This window comes from Conexibacter sp. JCM 18997 (assembly GCF_055391915.1).
Genome location: NZ_AP043885.1, coordinates 4469511 through 4485690, shown reverse-complemented (window position 1 = coordinate 4485690; position 16180 = coordinate 4469511). Strand labels below are relative to the sequence as shown.

The window sequence follows — 16180 nt, the reverse complement described above, 5'->3', positions numbered from 1 at the left end:
TCAAACCCCCCGCGCGCTCATATATCCGTCCAGATTATTGGCGTTTATTCAACTACGCGCTGGGGCGCCCGGCCGGCGACCGCATCGGCCAGCTGGGGCGTCAGGTGCTCCACCACGTAGTCCAGGCTCAGCGGCGTCATGAAGTACATGGCGCCGGCCAGCGTGCCGTCGGTGAACACCGCGCGATGCTGCTTGACCGCATCCAGCGAGCGGAAGGTCGGCACCTTCTTGAGCTTGTCGACGTCCTTGGGGTCCTCGGTGGCGAAGACGATCACGTCCGCGTCGATCACCGGCAGCTGCTCGGCCGACACGCCCACCTGCTCGCTCGGCTTGTGGGGCAGGGCCGTGACCTTCGGGTTGATCTGCAGCCCGAGCATGGTCAGGAACTCGGTGCCCACGTCCTCGGGGTAGACGTAGATGAGGCCGTCGTAGAACGCGTTCTGCGAGAACGTCGCCGTCTTGCCGGCGAACTCCGGATGCGCCTCGGCCGCCTTGGCGTAGCGGTCCCGGACGCCGGCGATGAGCTGCTCGCCCTCGTCGTGCTGGCCGACCGCGTCGGCGATCATCTGCGTCTGGATGTCCCAGGGCGAGAAGTAGTCGCCCTCGCCCTTGGGCGGAGCGATCGTCGGCGCGATGGCCGAGAGCTTCTCGTAGTCGGTCTTCTTCATGCCCGAGTTGGTGCCCACGATCAGGTCGGGCCGCAGGGCGGCGATCCGCTCGAACTGGAAGCCGTCGCTGTTGTTGAGCACCTCCGGCTTGGCGTCGCCCAGCGCCTCCTGCGCCCACGGCCACACGGCGTAGGGCTGCTTGCCGTACCACTCGGTCGTGGCGATCGGCTTGACGCCGAGAGCGAGCAGCACGTCCTGCTCGGTCAGCCCGACGACCACCACGCGCTGGGGCTCGGCGTCGACGGTCGTCGTGCCGTACTTGTGGTCGACCGAGGCCGGGAAGGCCGACGCGACGGCCGCGGTGGTGGCGGCCGACGAGGTCGTCGGCGCGGCGTCGTCGTCGGAACCACAGGCGGCGAGGGACAGGCCGATGAGGGTGCACAACAGGAGGGAACGCAGCATTAGGGTTCCCTAACCTAGCGCGTCAGCCCGGGCCGCGCTCCGCCACTCGGCGCCGCAGCTCGGGCTTGAACGGCTTGCCCACGGCGGTCAGCGGGATCTCGTCGATGACCTCGACCCAGCGCGGTGCGGCCGCTCGCTCGGGCACCCGCGCCGCGGCCCAGGCCTGCAGCTCCGCGCCGCCGACGCTCGCGCCGGGCGCGACCGTCACGTAGGCGACCGGCACCTCGCCCGCGTGCTCGTCGGGCTGGCCGACGGCGGCGGCCGCCGTGACCGCGGGATGCTCCAGCAGCGCGTCCTCGATCACCGCCGGATCGATGTTGTGCCCGCCGCGGATGATCAGGTCCTTGGCGCGCCCGGTCAGGCGCAGGTACCCATCGGCGTCGACCGCGCCGAGGTCGCCGGTGTCCAGCCACCCGTCGCGGACCTTGTCGCCCCGGTCCACGGAGCCGTCCGGCGCCACGTACCCGGCGAACACCGTCGGCCCGTTGACCACCAGCGTCCCGACCGTGCCGGTGGGCAGCGGCGTCCACGCGCCCGTGTCGGGATCGATGTCGACGGCGCGCACCTCCTGATAGGGCAGCCGCTGGCCGACGCTGCCCGCCCGCGGCGCGTCGGGCCAGTTGCGCGCGGTGGCGCACGTCGCCTCGGTCAGCCCGTAGCCCTCGCACAGCGCCACGCCGGTGCGTTCCCGCCAGGCCTGGGCCACGGCCGCCGGGAGCGGCGCGGCGCCGACCACCGGGAGCCGCAGGCTGCTGATGTCGATGCCGTCGGCGGGCACCTGCGCGAGCACCTGGTAGACCGTCGGCACACCCGACATCACGGCGATCCGGTAGCGCTCGACCATCCGCCAGAAGACGCCGTACAGCGGCACGTCGCGGTAGCCCAGCGGCCCGGCCCAGACCACGTGCTGGCCGCGCATCAGCGGGGCGAGCGCGGTGACGATCAGCGCGTTGGTGTGGAACAGCGGCAGCGCCGCGAAGACGACGCCGTCGTCGTCCAGCGCACCGCCCAGCACGACCATCCAGCCGTTGGCCACCTCGTTGCGATGGGTGCGCGCCGCCAGCTTGGGCGCGCCGGTCGTGCCGCCCGTGTGCAGGTAGCTGGCGATGTCGTCGGCGCCGGGCGCGGCGTCCGGCAGGACCGCCTCGTGCTCGCCGGCCAGCCGCGCCAGGTGGTCGACCACGACGCCGTCGATCGGCTCCAGCGGCTCGGTGGCGGGGTCCGCGGTCGGGCGCAGGGCGAGCAGGGCGGTCGCGCCCGTCTGCCGGGCCAGCGCGCGGGCCAGCTCCCACACCGCCGGGTCCAGGCGGGGCCCGGCGGCCACGATCACCTTCGCGCGCGCGAGCGACACCAGCCCGGCGGCGTGCTCGGCGCTCAGGCCCGGGTTGATCGGCGCGGCGATGCCGACCGCCTCGGCGGCCAGCAGGGCGGTGAGCATGTCTGCGCAGTTGGTCGAGACGATCGCCACCGCGTCGCCCCGCTCGACGCCCAGCGAGCGCAGCGCCGCGCCGGTGCGCCGCACGTCGGTCGCCAGCTGCGCGAACGTGCGCGTCGACGGCTGCGTCCACCGTTCGGCGTCGGGCAGGAACGACACCGCGGGGGCGTCGGGCCACCGGCGCGCCGCGCGTTGCACCAGCGCGTAGGTGCTCGCGGGCAGCCCCCGCCGCTCCAGCGGGATCGCCTCGATCGCCGCCAGGTCGTCGGGGCCGGAGCACTGCGGCCAGAGCAGGTCCTCGGTGGCGCTCACGCCGCCTCGCCGCCCGGCGTGCGCGCCGGCGCCATCGCCCAGCTCGGCCGGCCGGCGACGGCCGGCAGCGTGCGAAAGCCCGCGCGCAGGAAGGCCAGCGGCGGCGGCCCACCCCACTGGTTGATCGTGCCGGGGTCGATCGGCCAGCGGCGCGCGCGGTACTCGCCGTGCGGCGCCATCTGGGCCAGCTCGGAGCAGCACTCGATCATCGCGCCGTCGTCGTCGAGGAAGTACAGGAAGTGGTTGTTGCCCGGTCCGTGCCGGCTGGGCCCCCACACGCACTTGCGCCCGCGCGCCACGCGCAGCCGGTCGGCGACGCGCCCCAGCGCGTTGAAGTCCGGCCAGGCGAAGGCGTAGTGCGACAGCTCCGGGCGCGGCGCCCACACCACCGCGATGCCGTGGTGGTCGGCGTCGCAGTGCCACCAGGAGGCCAGCGAGCCCATCCGGTCGGAGAACCCGAAGCCCAGGCCCTGCTGCAGGAAACGCTCCAGCGGGCCGGGCTTGCGCGCCTTCAGCGAGACGTGCTCGAAGTGCGACGGACGGTCGCCGGCGGGCAGCGGACCGGTGCGCTCCATCCCGCAGAAGAGCTTGAAGACGTGGTTCTCCGGGCCGCTGACGATCAGCGCGCGGTCGATCCCCGGCTCGCCGTCGTAGACGTCGCCGTGGATCCGCCCGCCCGCGGCGGGAATCATCCACTTGGCCCGCTCCAGCGCGGCCGCGTCGGCCACCTCGAGGCCGACGTGCTCGTACCCGGCGCGCTGCGGATCGGCGACCAGCACGAGCTCGTGGTGGCGGTCGTTGCAGGTCAGGTACGCGGCGCCGGCGGCGCGCTCGGTCTCGACCAGGCCGAGCACCTGGGTGTGGAAGTCCACGGCGGCGTCGAGGTCGCGTACGTGGAGGGTCATGTGTCCGATTCGGGTGACCATGGATGCCTCAGGCGGGTTGGGGGCGGCGGCGCAGGACGCGGGCGATCGGGCGGCGGCCGGCGAAGACGGCCCGGTGCTCGTCCAGGAACGCTTCGATCGATCGGGGCGCGTGGCCGGTGACCTGCTGGACCGTCGGCGTCGTGGCGGCGGCCGCGCCCGCGCCCAGGAAGGCGGCCATGCGCAGCGCGTGGTCGACCTCCCATGCGTCGGCGCCCTGGCGGCGCAGCGCGCGGGCCGCGGCCCGGGACGAGACGTTCAGGTAGGTCACGCCGAGCAGCCGGCCGAGCTGGTCGAAGCTGACGCCGCGCGGGCCGGTGACCGACCAGGCCGCCGCGGGCGCGCCGTCGGCCCGCAGCCCGGCGACCAGACAGGCGGCGACGTCGCGGGCGTCGACCATCGCGATCGGCGCACGGCCCATCGGCGCGGCCAGGAGGCCCGCGCCGGCGACCGTCGGAGCCGCCGTGGCCAGCAGGTTCTGCATGAGGAACGTGGGGCGCACGAACACGAAGTCCAGGCCGGTGGCCTCGATGCGCCGCTCGCCGCGCCAGTGCGCGACCGCGGTCGACGTGGGGCCGTCGGGCCCGAGCGAGGCGGCGCCGCCCGAGAGCTTGACGATGCGCCGCACGCCGGCCGCGACGGCCGCGTCGATGGCCACGGCCTCCAGCAGGTCCTGGTCGGGGCCGTGCGGGGTGAGCAGCATCAGCCGCTGCACGCCGTCCAGCGCGGCGCGCACGGCGCCGGGATCGCGCAGGTCGGCCACGTCCCGCGTGAGCGCGACGACCGCGTCCGGGCCGCCGGCCAGCGCGGCGGCCACATGACGGCCGATCCGCCCGGTCGAGCCGATCAGGCCGATCATGCGCGCGCTCCCGGCCGGGCGGGCCCGAGCGTGCGGTCCAGCGCGGCGTCGGCGACGGGCAGGTCGGCCCGCGCACCGCAGGCGAACACGAACCGATCCGGTCGCAGCAGCACCCACGTCGCGCCGGCCCGGTCCAGCCAGCGGCCGATCGCGCCCTGGTCGTCGATCAGGTCCCGGCCGACCACCAGGGCCGGGACGCCGGCCACGCGGCACGCGGGATCGGTGGTCACCAGCGCCCAGCCCGACGGCAGCGCATCGTCCAGGCGCCGGGCGACGCCGTCGCCGCCTCGGACCCGCGGTTGGGGGAACAGCCCGCCGACGGTGCGCAACGGCGGGAGGCGATGCGGCGAGCGCGCGAAGGCGCCGGCGCCGTAGGTCGGCAGCGGCTTGGTGTGGTCGTTGACCCAGCGCTGGATCGACGAGCCCTCGAAGGCGCCCATCAGCCGGTCGCGCAGGCGCGCACCGCCGGGGCGCGTCGTCTGCACGATGTCGCCCCAGCGCACGGCCAGCGTCTGCATCGCCGTCACGTGCGGGCGACGCTCGACCTCGTAGGAGTCCAGGAGCCGCTGCGGCGCGCCGCGCAGCACCGCGTCGAGCTTCCAGGCCAGGTTGGCCACGTCGCGCGCGCCGGAGGCGAAGCCCTGGCCGGCGAAGGGCGGCATCACGTGCGCGGCGTCGCCGGCCAGCAGCACCCGGCCCGCGCGCCAGCGCGCGGCCGTGCGCGCGTGGAAGGTGTAGATGACGGCGCGCTCGACGCTGACCTGCTCGCCGTCCAGCCACGGCGCGATGCGCCGCTCGATCGCCGCCGGCTCCAGGAACGCCTGGGCGTCCTCGTGCGGGCGCACCATCCACTCCCAGCGATGGCGGCCGGGCGACATCGGCAGGGTCACGGTCGGGCGCTCGCGGTCGCCCACGAAGGAGGGGTGCGGGACGCGGGCCAGCGGGCGGTCGACGGTCGCGTCGACGACCAGCCAGCGCTGCGTGAAGGTCGAGCCGCCGAAGGCGATGCCCAGGCGCGCGCGCACGGCGCTGGCCGCGCCGTCGCAGGCGACCACCCATGCGGCGCGCAGCTCGAACGCGCGCCCGCCGCCCGTGGGCCGGGCCTGGACGGTCACGCCGGTGCTGGACTGCCACACGGCCTCGACCGTGGTGTCCCAGCGCACGTCGACCGTCGGGCGCTGCTCCAGCGCGCGGACCAGCGCGCGTTCCATCGACGGCTGGTGGATCGAGACGAGCGGCGGCTGACCCAGGTCGCCGCCGGTCGCGTCGAGGATGCGCACGCGCCGGCCGTCGCCGGTCACGTAGCTGGCGCCGTCCTGGACCTGCGCGCTCTCGAGCACCGCCGCGTCCAGGCCGACCTGCTGGAAGATCCGCAGGACCTCGTCGTCGGCCACCGCGGCCCGGGGCAGCTCGTACACGCCCGACCCCGCTTCGAGGACAATGGTGCGCACGCCGAGCGCGCCCAGGTGGTGGGCCAGCAGCTGACCGACGGGGCCCGCACCGCAGATGAGGACCTCGCAGTCCACGGCGGTCAGACCGGCGTGGCGTCCGCGCTGATCGGGTTGGTCAGCGTGCCGATCCCGTCGATCTCCAGCTCGACGGTCTGCCCGACCCGGATCCACCGGTCGAGCTCCAGGCCGCAGCACCCCGGCATCGTGCCGGTGGAGATCACGTCGCCGGCGTCCAGGCGCTCGCCGGCCGACGCGTAGGCGAGCATCGCGCCGAGCGTGTGCTGGGGCCCGGCGGTCGTGCCGGCACACCACTCCTCGCCGTCGACGCGCACGCGGCCGGTGGCCGTTGTCCAGTCGGGCAGCGCGTCGGCCGTGAGGACGTCGGAGCCGATCGAGTTGGCGAACGACTTGGACTTGATGACCGGCCCGAAGACGTTGCGACGCGCGTCGTCGGCCTGCACGTCGCGGGCGCTCCAGTCGTTGAGGATGAACCAGCCGCCGACGGCCTCCAGGGCCTCTTGCGGCGTGGCGTCGACCAGCGGCTTGACCAGCACGCAGGCCAGCTCGAGCTCGAAGTCCAGCGCCCGCGTGTGCGACGGCCACCACATCTGGTCGCCGTCGCCGAGCACCGCGGTGTGGTTGGCCACGTAGAAGGTCGGCGCCTCGCGGAAGCGGTCGTTGGGCTTCAGCTTGGGGAAGGTGCGTCCGCTGACGCGCTCGTAGCCGGAGACGACCTTCCAGGCCGGCGGCGGGAAGAAGTTCTTCACGAGCATCCGCGACGACGCGATCACGTGGGACTCCCACAGCATGAACGCGCGGATCGAGCGCGGCCGGAACGGGAGCCCCGCGGTGGCGGGGTCCACCTCGATGGCGTCGGCGGCGGACAGCGCGGCGGCCGCGCGGTCGCGGCCCTCCTGGCCGGTGGCCAGGAAGGTCAGGAGGTCGTCGTCCCCGGGGATGCGGACCCAGCGTCCGCCAGCGGGGTCCTCGACGATCAGCCCTTGTGGTGTCGATCGCAGCTTCACAGGGATGAGACGGTAGTCATGACTGATGAAACTGTCAACTAACTGCCCACCCGTTGAATCGGCGGGGGCGCCCAGGCCCCGGAGAGCGCGCCGGCCAGCGGCCAGTAGACGCGCAGGTTGAGGCGGAACTCCCCAGCCGGCGTGGGCAGCCAGTTGACGCCCCGCTCCGTCGGCCTGGTGCGCTGGAAGCGCACGACGACGCTCCCATCGGGCCGGCGCACGAGACCCGGGTGGCTGCTGCCGATCGCGTAGCGGTCGCCCGCGTTGGGCACCAGGAACCCGTCGCGGTCGTACATCGTCAGCGACCAGAAGGCGCGCTGCGGCGGCAGTTGGCCGGGGCCGAAGCGCATCCGGTAGGCGTTGGCGCCATCCAGCAGCACCCCGTCGCTGTCGGTGTAGGCGGTCGGATACAGCGCCTCCTCGGGCGTGTTGGCGCCCAGCCCGATCAGCGCGACCGCCGCCCGCGTCGTGTAGTCGACGCCGTAGTCACCGATGTTGGCCGGCGGCGTCGCCCACCCGCTGTTGGCCTTGGCCGTGGCCAGGATGCTGTCGCGCGCCGCGTTCGGGAAGGCGGCGGCGGTCGCGTCGACGGACGCGATCAGCGCGCTCAGCGTCTCGGGGGTCAGCCCGGCGCGGGCCGGGACCAGGCCCGGGCCGACGCCGACCTGGGCCAGCGCGGCCAGCTGCGCGGCGTCACGCGCCGGCGGCGGGTTCTCCGCCAGCGCGAGGCCCAGGGCCTCCAGGAACGCCTCGCCGGTCAGCCCCTTGGTCTCCTGCGGCGCGCCGGTGCGGCAGTTGGCCGGGAAGCGCAGCGGGCCGCCGGGCGGGGACAGTCGGTAGCGCGACATCAGCTTCACCGCCCGCGCCTGGTCGGCCGGCCCGCGGGCCAGCGTGCGGCCGGTGACCCAGATGCGCCGGTAGGGCACGGTCAGGACCTGCGCGCCCGGCACGCGCTTCCCCGGGTGGCCGCTCCAGGTGATCGCGAAGCGCCCGGCGCGGCTGCCGGTCGTGCGCGAGCCGATGTATCCGACGACGTTCGTGTACGGGTCCACGAGCTCGAAGACGAAGTAACGCCGACCCATGTCGGGGTGGCTGAGCACGACCGGTCCCTGCCCCAGATCGAGCTCGGAGAGCGAGTAGAGCGTGTCGACGTTGGGGGCGACGATCGTCCGCACCGTGGCGTCGGCGAACGCCTCGACGGCGCTGAACGCGTTGATCGGCGCGTCGCCCCGGTCGTCGGGGCAGCGCACGCTGGTGAACGTGTCGCGGGTGCGCAGGAACTCCATCAACGGCAGGCCGTACAGGTAGGCCTGCTGCCCGAGGGCCGTGGCCTGCTCAGGCGTGACCGGGCTCGGCGCCTGCCCCGAGGCGGGCGCGGCCAACCCGACCGCGGCCAGCACCGCGCCCAACATGCTGCGACGTAGCAACGCTCTCTCTCCTCCGCCGACGAAGACGACTCTGTCAAGATTGACAGAAGTATCAGTTTCTCGCTACGGTCGCCGCCGGTCAGACCCGGATCGGAGACAGATGCTGGAACCCACCACCCGTCGTCGCGCCCTCGCCGGCGCTGCCGGAGCCGTCGCCGCGGCGAGCCTCGGATCGCTGATCACGCGCGTCCCCGCCGCCTCGGCCCAGGCGCCGACGCTGTCGCGCGGGCGCACGAAGGTCGTCGTCCTCGGCTCCCTGGGCGGCCAGCAGATGACCCAGCTCGTGGGCGCGAACATCCGCTGCGGCACGTCGGTGCTGATCGACGTGGACGGCGAGCTGACGATCCTGGACTGCGGCTGCGGCAGCGCGCACCGCGTGGTCGAGGCGGGCTACGACCTCAACGCCGTGCGGCGGATCGTGATCACGCACTTCCACGCCGACCACGTGACCGACCTCGGGTCGCTCATCGCCCTGTCGTGGTCCTCGGGCCGCAACGGCGCCGATCCCAATCGGCGGCTGGACGTCTACGGGCCGACCGGCCTGCGCGCCTACGCGCGCGGCCTGCGCCAGTCGCTGGCGCTGTCGATCGCCGACCAGGAGGGCCCGCTGGGCCAGCGGCCGCTGTTCCGCCGCTACGTGCACTTCCACGAGACGCCGCCGCCCCGGCGGTCGACGCAGGTGTTCGCCGACGACCGCTTCGACGTGCGCGCGATCCGCGTGCACCACGGCAGCATGCCCTCCGTCGGCTACCGCATCCGCACGCCCGACCTGGATCTCGCCTTCAGCGGCGATCGCGGCGCGACGGGCGACGACTTCCCGGCCTTCGCCCGGGGCGCCGACGCGCTGTTCCACGAGGTGCTGGACCGCGAGGTGGTGCTTCCGGCGCTGGAGGCCCAGAAGCTGGCGCCGACGTTCATCCGCCACCTGATCAACGACCATTGCGACCCGCAGACCGTCGGGCGCGTGGCCACCACCGCCCAGGTTCCGCTCCTGGTCCTCTACCACCTGATCCCCGGCAACCCGGGGATCACCGACGACGTGTGGGTGGGCAAGGTGGCGCCCGCGTACAGTGGGCGGATCGTCGTGGCCCACGACCTCCTGACCGTATGAGCTCCGTCACCCCGGACCGGCGCGCCCGCCGGCGCAACGAGACCCGCACGCGGCTCGTCGGCGCGGCCACGGAGCTGTTCTCGGAGAAGGGCGTCGAGGCGACGCGCATCAACGAGATCACCGAGCGCGCGGACGTCGGGTTCGGCTCGTTCTACAACCACTTCACCGACAAGGACGAGATCGTCGAGGTCGTGCTGGCGGCGACGACCGAGGAGCACGGCGAGAACGTCGACGTCATCACCGCCGGCCTCGAGGATCCCGCCGAGGTCGTCGCCGTCGCGCATCGCTACTTCATCCGCCTGGCCGTGGCCGACCCGACCTGGGGCTGGCTCGTCGTGCGCCTGGACCTGTCCCATCGGGTGTTGCGATCGGTGCTGGGCCCGCGCGCCCAGCGCGACCTCGAGCGCGGCCTCCAGCGCGGCCGGTTCGCCGTGCCCGATCCGGGGCTGGCGCTGATGAGCATCGGCGGCACGCTGCTCGGGGCGATGCAGGTCGTGCTCGACGACCCCGGACACGCCGACGCCGACGTCCATCACGCCGAGCTCGTCCTGCGCATGCTGGGCGTCGACGCCGAGTCGGCCGCCGAGGTGGCCCGTCGGCCGATGCCGGAGCGTTAGCTGCGGACGGCGCCGCGGATGTAGTCGACGATCTCCTGCGTCGACGCACCCGGCGTGAACACCGCCGACACCCCAAGCTCCTTCAGCTCCGGGATGTCATCGGCCGGGATCGTGCCGCCGACCGTGACCAGCACATCGGTGATGTCCTGCTCGCGCAACAACTCCACGATCCTGGGCACCAGCGTCATGTGCGCACCCGACAGGATCGACAGCCCGACCGCGTCGGCATCCTCCTGGATCACCGTCTCCACGATCTGCTCCGGCGTCTGATGCAACCCGGTGTAGATCACCTCCATGCCCGCGTCACGCAGCGCGCGGGCGATGATCTTCGCCCCGCGGTCATGGCCGTCCAGGCCCGGCTTGGCCACCACGACGCGGATCTTCTGGGCCGTGGGCGGGGAGGTCGGGGTGGGAGCGAGCGAGGTCATCGCCCGCCCCCACCAGAGGGCCTCGCTGAGATGCCAGTCAACGAACGAGGCACGATCAGTACACCGGCGTTTCCGTGTAGGAGCCCCACACGTCCTGGAGGGCGTGGATGAGCTCGCCCTCGCTGCAGTGCAGGCGGGCGGCGTCGATCAGATGGGGCATCAGGTTCACGTCCTCGCGGGCGGCCGCGGCGCGCAGCGTGGCCAGCGCGTCCTCCACCGCGCGCGCGTCGCGCGCTGCCTTGATCGCCTGGACGCGGTCGATCTGCTTGCGCTCCAGCGCGGGGTCGATGCGCAGCAGCGGCGTGTGGCCGTCGTCGCCCTCGGTGTACTTGTTCACACCGACCACGACCCGGTCGCCGGCGTCGATCTCCGTCTGGAGCTGGAACGCCGCGTCGGCGATCTCGCGCTGGGGGTAGTTCTCCTTGACCGCCGCGACCATCCCGCCGAGCTGGTCGATCTTGCCGAAGTACTCATACGCCTGCGCTTCCATCTTGTCCGTCAGCGCCTCGACGAAGTAGCTGCCGCCCAATGGGTCGATCGTGTTCGTCACCCCGGTCTCGTGCGCGATGATCTGCTGCGTGCGCAGCGCGATGCGGACCGCGTCCTCGGTGGGCAGCGCCAGCGCCTCGTCATAGCTGTTGGTGTGCAGCGACTGCGTCCCGCCGAGCACGCCGGCCAGCGCCTCGATCGCCGTGCGCACGATGTTGTTCAACGGCTGCTGGGCGGTGAGGCTCACACCGGCGGTCTGCGTGTGGAAGCGCATCAACCACGACTTCGGGTTCTTGGCCCCGTACGTCTCACGCAGCTCCCGCGCCCAGATCCGCCTGGCCGCCCGATACTTCGCGATCTCCTCGAAGAAATCGATCTGCGCGTTGAAGAAGAACGACAACCGCGGCGCGAAATCATCGACCGGCACGCCCCGCTCGATCGCCTGCTCCACGTACGTCAGACCGTCCTTCAACGTGAACGCCAGCTCCTGCGCCGCCGTCGAGCCCGCCTCGCGGATGTGGTAGCCGCTGATGCTCACCGAGTTCCACCGCGGCATCTCCCGCGACGACCACTCGATCATGTCCCCCAGGAACCGCATCGCCGGATCGATCGGGAAGCACCACTCCTTCTGAGCGATGTACTCCTTGAGGATGTCGGCCTGGATCGTCCCGCCCAGCCGGTCCGGCGCGATCCCCTGGCGCTCGGCGGCGACCACGTAGAACGCCAGCATGATCGGCGCCGGCGCGTTGATCGTCATCGACACGGTCACGTCGCCCAGGTCGATCCCCTGGAACAACGTCTGCATGTCGTCGACCGTGTCGACCGCGACGCCCTCGCGCCCGACCTCACCCAACGACCGCGGATGATCGGAGTCATGCCCCATCAGCGACGGCATGTCGAACGCGGTGCTCAGCCCCGTCTGCCCATGGTCGAGCAGGTAGCGGAACCGCTCGTTGGTCTCCTCCGCCGTCCCGAACCCCGCGAACTGCCGCATCGTCCACAACCGACCGCGATACATCGACTCGTACACACCCCGCGTGAACGGATACTCACCGGGCGCGCCGATCGTCGCCGGATCCGGCAGGTCGGCCTCGGTGTACAACGGCGCGATCGGCTCACCCGACAGCGTCGTGAAGGGCACATCGCGTTCTGTGGGCGAATGAGTGGTCATCAGATAGTCGGAAGGTCTCATATCTGACCGTGCGGCGCAAGCGCGCGGCTCGGCGACCGAGAGCGCGCTAGTGCCCGGGAGCGGCGGGTCGCGCGGGGTGGCGCAAGTGCATGACCGCGACGACGATCGCCCCGACGAACAGCCCGAGGATCGCCGAGGCGCCGGTGTTGGTCAGCCAGGCGCCGACGCCGCCCAGCCCGCCGAGCCCGTCGTGGACGTCCTCCTCGGCGTGGTGGACCGCGTCGTAGGGCGCGTGCAGGCCCAGCTCGTCGAGCCCGACGAGGAGGATGTGCCCGCCCACCCAGAGCATCGCCGCGATGCCGACCTTGGCCAGCACCGACAGGACGACCGGCATGGCCCGCACCAGACCGCGCCCGAAGCCCGCGGCCGCGCCGGTGCGGTTCTGGGCCAGCCCGAGCCCGACGTCGTCCATCTTCACGATCAGCGCGACCGCGCCGTAGACCAGCGCGGTGATCGCGAACGCCACCAGGATCAGGATGATCGCCCGCGAGAGCAGCGGCTCGTCGGCCACCTCGTTGAGCGAGATCACCATGATCTCGGCCGACAGGATGAAGTCGGTGCGGATCGCGCCCTTGACCAGGGTGTCCTCGTCGGGCGGCTCCGCGGTCTCGGCCTCGGCGTGCGCCTGATGGGGCCGCAGCAGCTCCCACACCTTCTCCGCGCCCTCGTAACACAGGTAGGCGCCGCCGACCATCAGCAGCGGGGTGAGCAGCCAGTCGAGGAACTCGCTCAGCAGCAGCGCCGCGGGCAGGATGAACAGCAGCTTGTTGCGCAGCGACCCGACCGCGATCCGCTTGATCATCGGCAGCTCGCGCTCGGGCCGGAACCCCTGCACGTAGCGCGGCGTGACCGCGGCATCGTCGACGATCACGCCGGCGGCCTTCACGCTGGCCCGACTGGCACCGGCGGCCACATCGTCAACGGACGCGGCCGCCGCCCGCGCGAGCACGGCGACGTCGTCGAGAAGGGCGGCGAGACCGGCGCTCATAGAGCGCCCCGACGATAGCTGGCCGCTCGATCTGAGCGTTCAGCCACCGAGCTCCGCCATCAGCGGCGCGCAGAGCTGCGCGGCGCCGAGCCTCAGGCCGGCGCGTCCTTGCGGAACGCGTTCTTCACCGTGATGCGATCGCCGTCGAACTCGTACAGGTCGCAGCCGTGGAAGCGCACGGCCGTGCCGTCGGCCGTCGTCCCGGTGAACGTCCACTCGGTGAATCCCCGGTCGCCGGCGACCACGGCGAGGTCCTCGTCGAAGTGCGCGTCGGGAAAGCGCTCCAGGAACGCGGCGATCGCGGCGCGCACGTCGTCGCGACCGCGGTAGGTCACGCCCAGGTGGTCCGGGCCCGACGAGGCGTGGTACGCACAGTCGTCGGCGAAGAACGCCATGATCGCATCGACGTCGTGGGCGTTCCAGGCGGCGTCGAACGCCTGCAGCCGCTGGATCGTCATGGCGGTGTTCGTGTCGGTGCTCATCCCGCGCGCACGCTACGGCGCGGACCGCGTCGCTTCCATGGCGCACAGCGGCAGAGTTGTCCCCCGGCCTGTGGAGCTTGTCTCCACACGGGCGGGTCACGCGTCGCGCCAGGCGGGCGCGAGGACCTCCGCGCACCACCGACGGAAGGTGGTCGGGGTGGTGGACTGCGGGGTGCGGGGCTCGGCGTTGTCGAGGCCCTGGTTCTTGGCCTCGAACATCTCGACCATCCCGCGGGCCATCGCGCTCGTGTAGCCAAAGCCCTCCAGCCGCTCCTGCAGCGCGGCACTGGGCACCCGCTGGTAGCGGACCTCGGCGCCGAGCACCTCGGAGATCGTCCGCGCCCAGTCAGTGGGCGACAGGTCCTCCGGCCCCAGGCAGGCGACCTCGCCGGCCCCGTCCCAGCCGTCGTCGAGCAGCAGGCGGGCCGAGGCGGCGGCGACATCGGCCGCGGCGACCGTCGGCGCGCGGAGGTGCGGGTCGATCGTCATGAAGAACGTGCCCTGGGCCTTCATCGCGCCGACGTGGTTGAGCAGGTTGTGCATCAGCGACGGACAGGTGACGGCGCGGTAGGCGACGCCGGAGGCGGCGATGCGGTCATCCAGCGCCAGCGTCGCGCTGACCAGGCCGGCGCGGTCCGCCATCGGGGTGCCGCGACCGAGGGCCGAGATGCCGACGACCCGCTCGACGCCGTGGCGGGCGAAGGCCTCGATCGCCGGGGCGGCGAAGCCCGCGAAGCTGGCATCCGTCGTCGGCGCGTCCGGGAGGTTGGGCGAGAGCCAGAAGACGGCCTCGACGCCGGCACAGGCGCCGTCGACGACCGCCGGATCGCCGTGCGAGCCGGTGACGATCTCGGCGCGCTCGCGGACGTCGGCGGGCAGCCCGGACGGGTCGCGAGCGATCAGCCGCAGCGGCGCGCCGCGGTCGAGGAGGTCGGTCACCAGCGCGCGGCCGATGGTGCTGGTGGGTGCGGTGATGAGGATCACGTGGGTTCCCTTCGGGGTGGTCGTCGTGTCTAGAGTAGACGCAACGGTGCGTCTCGTGTCAAGCCCATGACGAGACGCACCGTTGCGCTAGCGTTGCGTTCCGCGATGACCGACGCCCCGCGCACCACGAAGGGCCGCGCCCCGCACCGGCGCAACGAGGACGCGCGCCTGTCGGTCCTGCGGGCGGCCGACGACCTGCTCGTCGAGCGCGGCTTCGGCGGCGTGACCGTCGAGGGCATCGCGGCGCGCGCGGGCGTGGCCAAGCAGACCATCTACCGCTGGTGGCCGTCGAAGGTCGACATCCTGCTCGACACGCTGCTGGAGGACGCCGAGAAGCAGCTGGCGATCCCCGACACCGGCTCGGCCGTCCAGGACGCGCGCCGCTACCTGCACGCGCTGACCCGATTCCTGACCAAGGATGCCGCCGGCCAGGTGCTGCTCGCGCTGATCGGCGAGGCCCAGCACAACCCGGCCATGGCCGCGACCTTCCGCGCGCGCTATCTGCAGCCCCGCCGCGCGGCCGAGCGCGAGCTGCTCAGCCGCGGCATCGCCTCCGGCGAGCTGGCCGCCGACCTGGACGCGGACGCGGCCCTCGACGCGCTGATCGGGCCCATCGTCTTCCGGGCGCTGACCGGCACGCGCATCCCACGCGCGTTCGTCGACGGACTGGTCGAGACGACGCTCGTGGTGTAAAGAAGGTCGCATGCGACTCCGGGCCTGCCTGTTGGGATGCATCACCGCGACCGTCCTCGCCGCCGCGCCGGCCAACGGGGCGGTGTCCAGCGACTGGAGGCTGTCGATCACCGGCCTGGGCCCGATCCACACCGGCATGACCGTCGCCCAAGCAAGCGCGAGGCTCGGCCACGCGCTGGAGATCCAGAGCTTCAACCCGCCCTGCGGCAACGTGGCGCTGTCCAACCGGCTGCGGACGTACGCCCTGACCACCGGCCAACGCGTGCGCAGCATCACGGTCTACAGCCCGCGCATCCGCACGGACCGCGGCGTGCGCATCGGCGACAGCGTCTCGAGCCTGCTGTCGCGCTACCCAGCCGGGCGCCTCAAGGAGTTCCCGGAGTTCTACTCCCACCAGCCCGCCTACGCGTACGTCGCCGGACGGCGCAAGTTCATCTACTTCACCGAGAACGGGCGCGTGCAGTACATCAGCACCGGCTACAAGCCCGAGGTCGACTACGTCGAGGGCTGCGCGTAGCGGCCCCCAGAACGACGAAGCGCCCGCATTCGCGGGCGCAACAAGGAGCGGGAGCGACGGGACTCGAACCCGCGACCTCCGGCGTGACAGGCCGGCGCTCTAACCAACTGAGCTACGCCCCCTGGAACCAGGGGTTCCGGAGGATAGCCATTTCGGTCCGCGATCGAATTGGCCAGC

The 16180-nt window shown here is 72.7% G+C and carries 16 protein-coding genes and 1 tRNA gene; 4 read left to right on the top strand and 13 right to left on the bottom strand.

The annotated features are described in order from the left end of the window. Positions 1-44: 44 nt before the first annotated feature. Genes ACZ5UI_RS22565 through ACZ5UI_RS22535 form a run of 7 tightly spaced genes read right to left on the bottom strand, consistent with a single transcriptional unit; the run spans position 45 to position 8502 of the window. The gene (locus ACZ5UI_RS22565) at positions 45-1070 is read right to left on the bottom strand and encodes an iron-siderophore ABC transporter substrate-binding protein (RefSeq protein WP_464191278.1); all 1026 of its coding nucleotides are present in this window, start codon (positions 1068-1070) and stop codon (positions 45-47) included. A 22-nt stretch (positions 1071-1092) separates the two neighbouring features. Beyond that, on the bottom strand, positions 1093-2817 hold the full coding sequence (locus ACZ5UI_RS22560; RefSeq protein ID WP_464191276.1) for an acyl-CoA synthetase: 1725 nt from the start codon (positions 2815-2817) through the stop codon (positions 1093-1095). Beyond that, positions 2814-3722, bottom strand: a complete 909-nt coding sequence (locus ACZ5UI_RS22555) for a VOC family protein (protein ID WP_464191274.1) — start codon at positions 3720-3722, stop codon at positions 2814-2816. Before ACZ5UI_RS22555 ends, ACZ5UI_RS22560 begins: the two co-directional genes overlap by 4 nt. Positions 3723-3750: 28 nt before the next feature. After that, positions 3751-4599, bottom strand: coding sequence for an NAD(P)H-binding protein (locus ACZ5UI_RS22550; protein ID WP_464191272.1), 849 nt, complete (start codon positions 4597-4599; stop codon positions 3751-3753). Next, positions 4596-6125 (bottom strand): bifunctional 3-(3-hydroxy-phenyl)propionate/3-hydroxycinnamic acid hydroxylase, encoded by a 1530-nt coding sequence (locus ACZ5UI_RS22545; RefSeq protein WP_464191270.1) that lies wholly within the window; start codon positions 6123-6125, stop codon positions 4596-4598. Before ACZ5UI_RS22545 ends, ACZ5UI_RS22550 begins: the two co-directional genes overlap by 4 nt. 5 nt (positions 6126-6130) lie before the next feature. After that, positions 6131-7075: a fumarylacetoacetate hydrolase family protein gene (locus ACZ5UI_RS22540; protein WP_464191268.1), complete on the bottom strand. Its 945-nt coding sequence runs from the start codon at positions 7073-7075 to the stop codon at positions 6131-6133. 38 nt (positions 7076-7113) lie between these two features. After that, positions 7114-8502: a DUF1254 domain-containing protein gene (locus ACZ5UI_RS22535; protein ID WP_464191266.1), complete on the bottom strand. Its 1389-nt coding sequence runs from the start codon at positions 8500-8502 to the stop codon at positions 7114-7116. 100 nt (positions 8503-8602) lie between these two features. Between ACZ5UI_RS22535 and ACZ5UI_RS22530 the strand changes: the two genes are divergently transcribed. Both ACZ5UI_RS22530 and ACZ5UI_RS22525 read left to right on the top strand, forming a co-directional pair. After that, positions 8603-9613, top strand: a complete 1011-nt coding sequence (locus ACZ5UI_RS22530; RefSeq protein WP_464191264.1) for an MBL fold metallo-hydrolase — start codon at positions 8603-8605, stop codon at positions 9611-9613. Beyond that, the gene (locus ACZ5UI_RS22525) at positions 9610-10230 is read left to right on the top strand and encodes a TetR/AcrR family transcriptional regulator (protein WP_464191262.1); all 621 of its coding nucleotides are present in this window, start codon (positions 9610-9612) and stop codon (positions 10228-10230) included. The genes ACZ5UI_RS22530 and ACZ5UI_RS22525 overlap by 4 nt, the downstream gene beginning before the upstream one ends. Here the strand turns inward: ACZ5UI_RS22525 and ACZ5UI_RS22520 are convergent. The 5 genes from ACZ5UI_RS22520 to ACZ5UI_RS22500 form a co-directional block, all read right to left on the bottom strand. Continuing rightward, a complete protein-coding gene (locus tag ACZ5UI_RS22520) occupies positions 10227-10658 on the bottom strand; it encodes a cobalamin B12-binding domain-containing protein (RefSeq protein WP_464191260.1) in 432 nt (143 codons plus the stop codon). The genes ACZ5UI_RS22525 and ACZ5UI_RS22520 overlap by 4 nt on opposite strands. A 55-nt stretch (positions 10659-10713) precedes the next feature. Continuing rightward, positions 10714-12339 (bottom strand): acyl-CoA mutase large subunit family protein, encoded by a 1626-nt coding sequence (locus tag ACZ5UI_RS22515; RefSeq protein ID WP_464191258.1) that lies wholly within the window; start codon positions 12337-12339, stop codon positions 10714-10716. 46 nt (positions 12340-12385) lie between these two features. Then, positions 12386-13327: a DUF808 domain-containing protein gene (locus ACZ5UI_RS22510; RefSeq protein ID WP_464191256.1), complete on the bottom strand. Its 942-nt coding sequence runs from the start codon at positions 13325-13327 to the stop codon at positions 12386-12388. A gap of 92 nt (positions 13328-13419) precedes the next feature. Beyond that, positions 13420-13809 carry a nuclear transport factor 2 family protein gene (locus tag ACZ5UI_RS22505; RefSeq protein ID WP_464191253.1) on the bottom strand — a complete coding sequence of 130 codons (390 nt, stop codon included), beginning with the start codon at positions 13807-13809 and terminating at the stop codon, positions 13420-13422. A 96-nt stretch (positions 13810-13905) separates the two neighbouring features. Beyond that, on the bottom strand, positions 13906-14793 hold the full coding sequence (locus ACZ5UI_RS22500; protein ID WP_464191251.1) for an NAD(P)H-binding protein: 888 nt from the start codon (positions 14791-14793) through the stop codon (positions 13906-13908). A 105-nt stretch (positions 14794-14898) separates the two neighbouring features. Between ACZ5UI_RS22500 and ACZ5UI_RS22495 the strand changes: the two genes are divergently transcribed. Next, complete coding sequence (locus ACZ5UI_RS22495; RefSeq protein WP_464191249.1) at positions 14899-15486, top strand: TetR/AcrR family transcriptional regulator; 588 nt, start codon at positions 14899-14901, stop codon at positions 15484-15486. A 10-nt stretch (positions 15487-15496) separates the two neighbouring features. Next, positions 15497-16003, top strand: coding sequence for a hypothetical protein (locus ACZ5UI_RS22490; RefSeq protein ID WP_464191247.1), 507 nt, complete (start codon positions 15497-15499; stop codon positions 16001-16003). A gap of 48 nt (positions 16004-16051) precedes the next feature. Here the strand turns inward: ACZ5UI_RS22490 and ACZ5UI_RS22485 are convergent. Further along, positions 16052-16125 (bottom strand) — tRNA-Asp (locus ACZ5UI_RS22485). Positions 16126-16180: the final 55 nt, after the last annotated feature.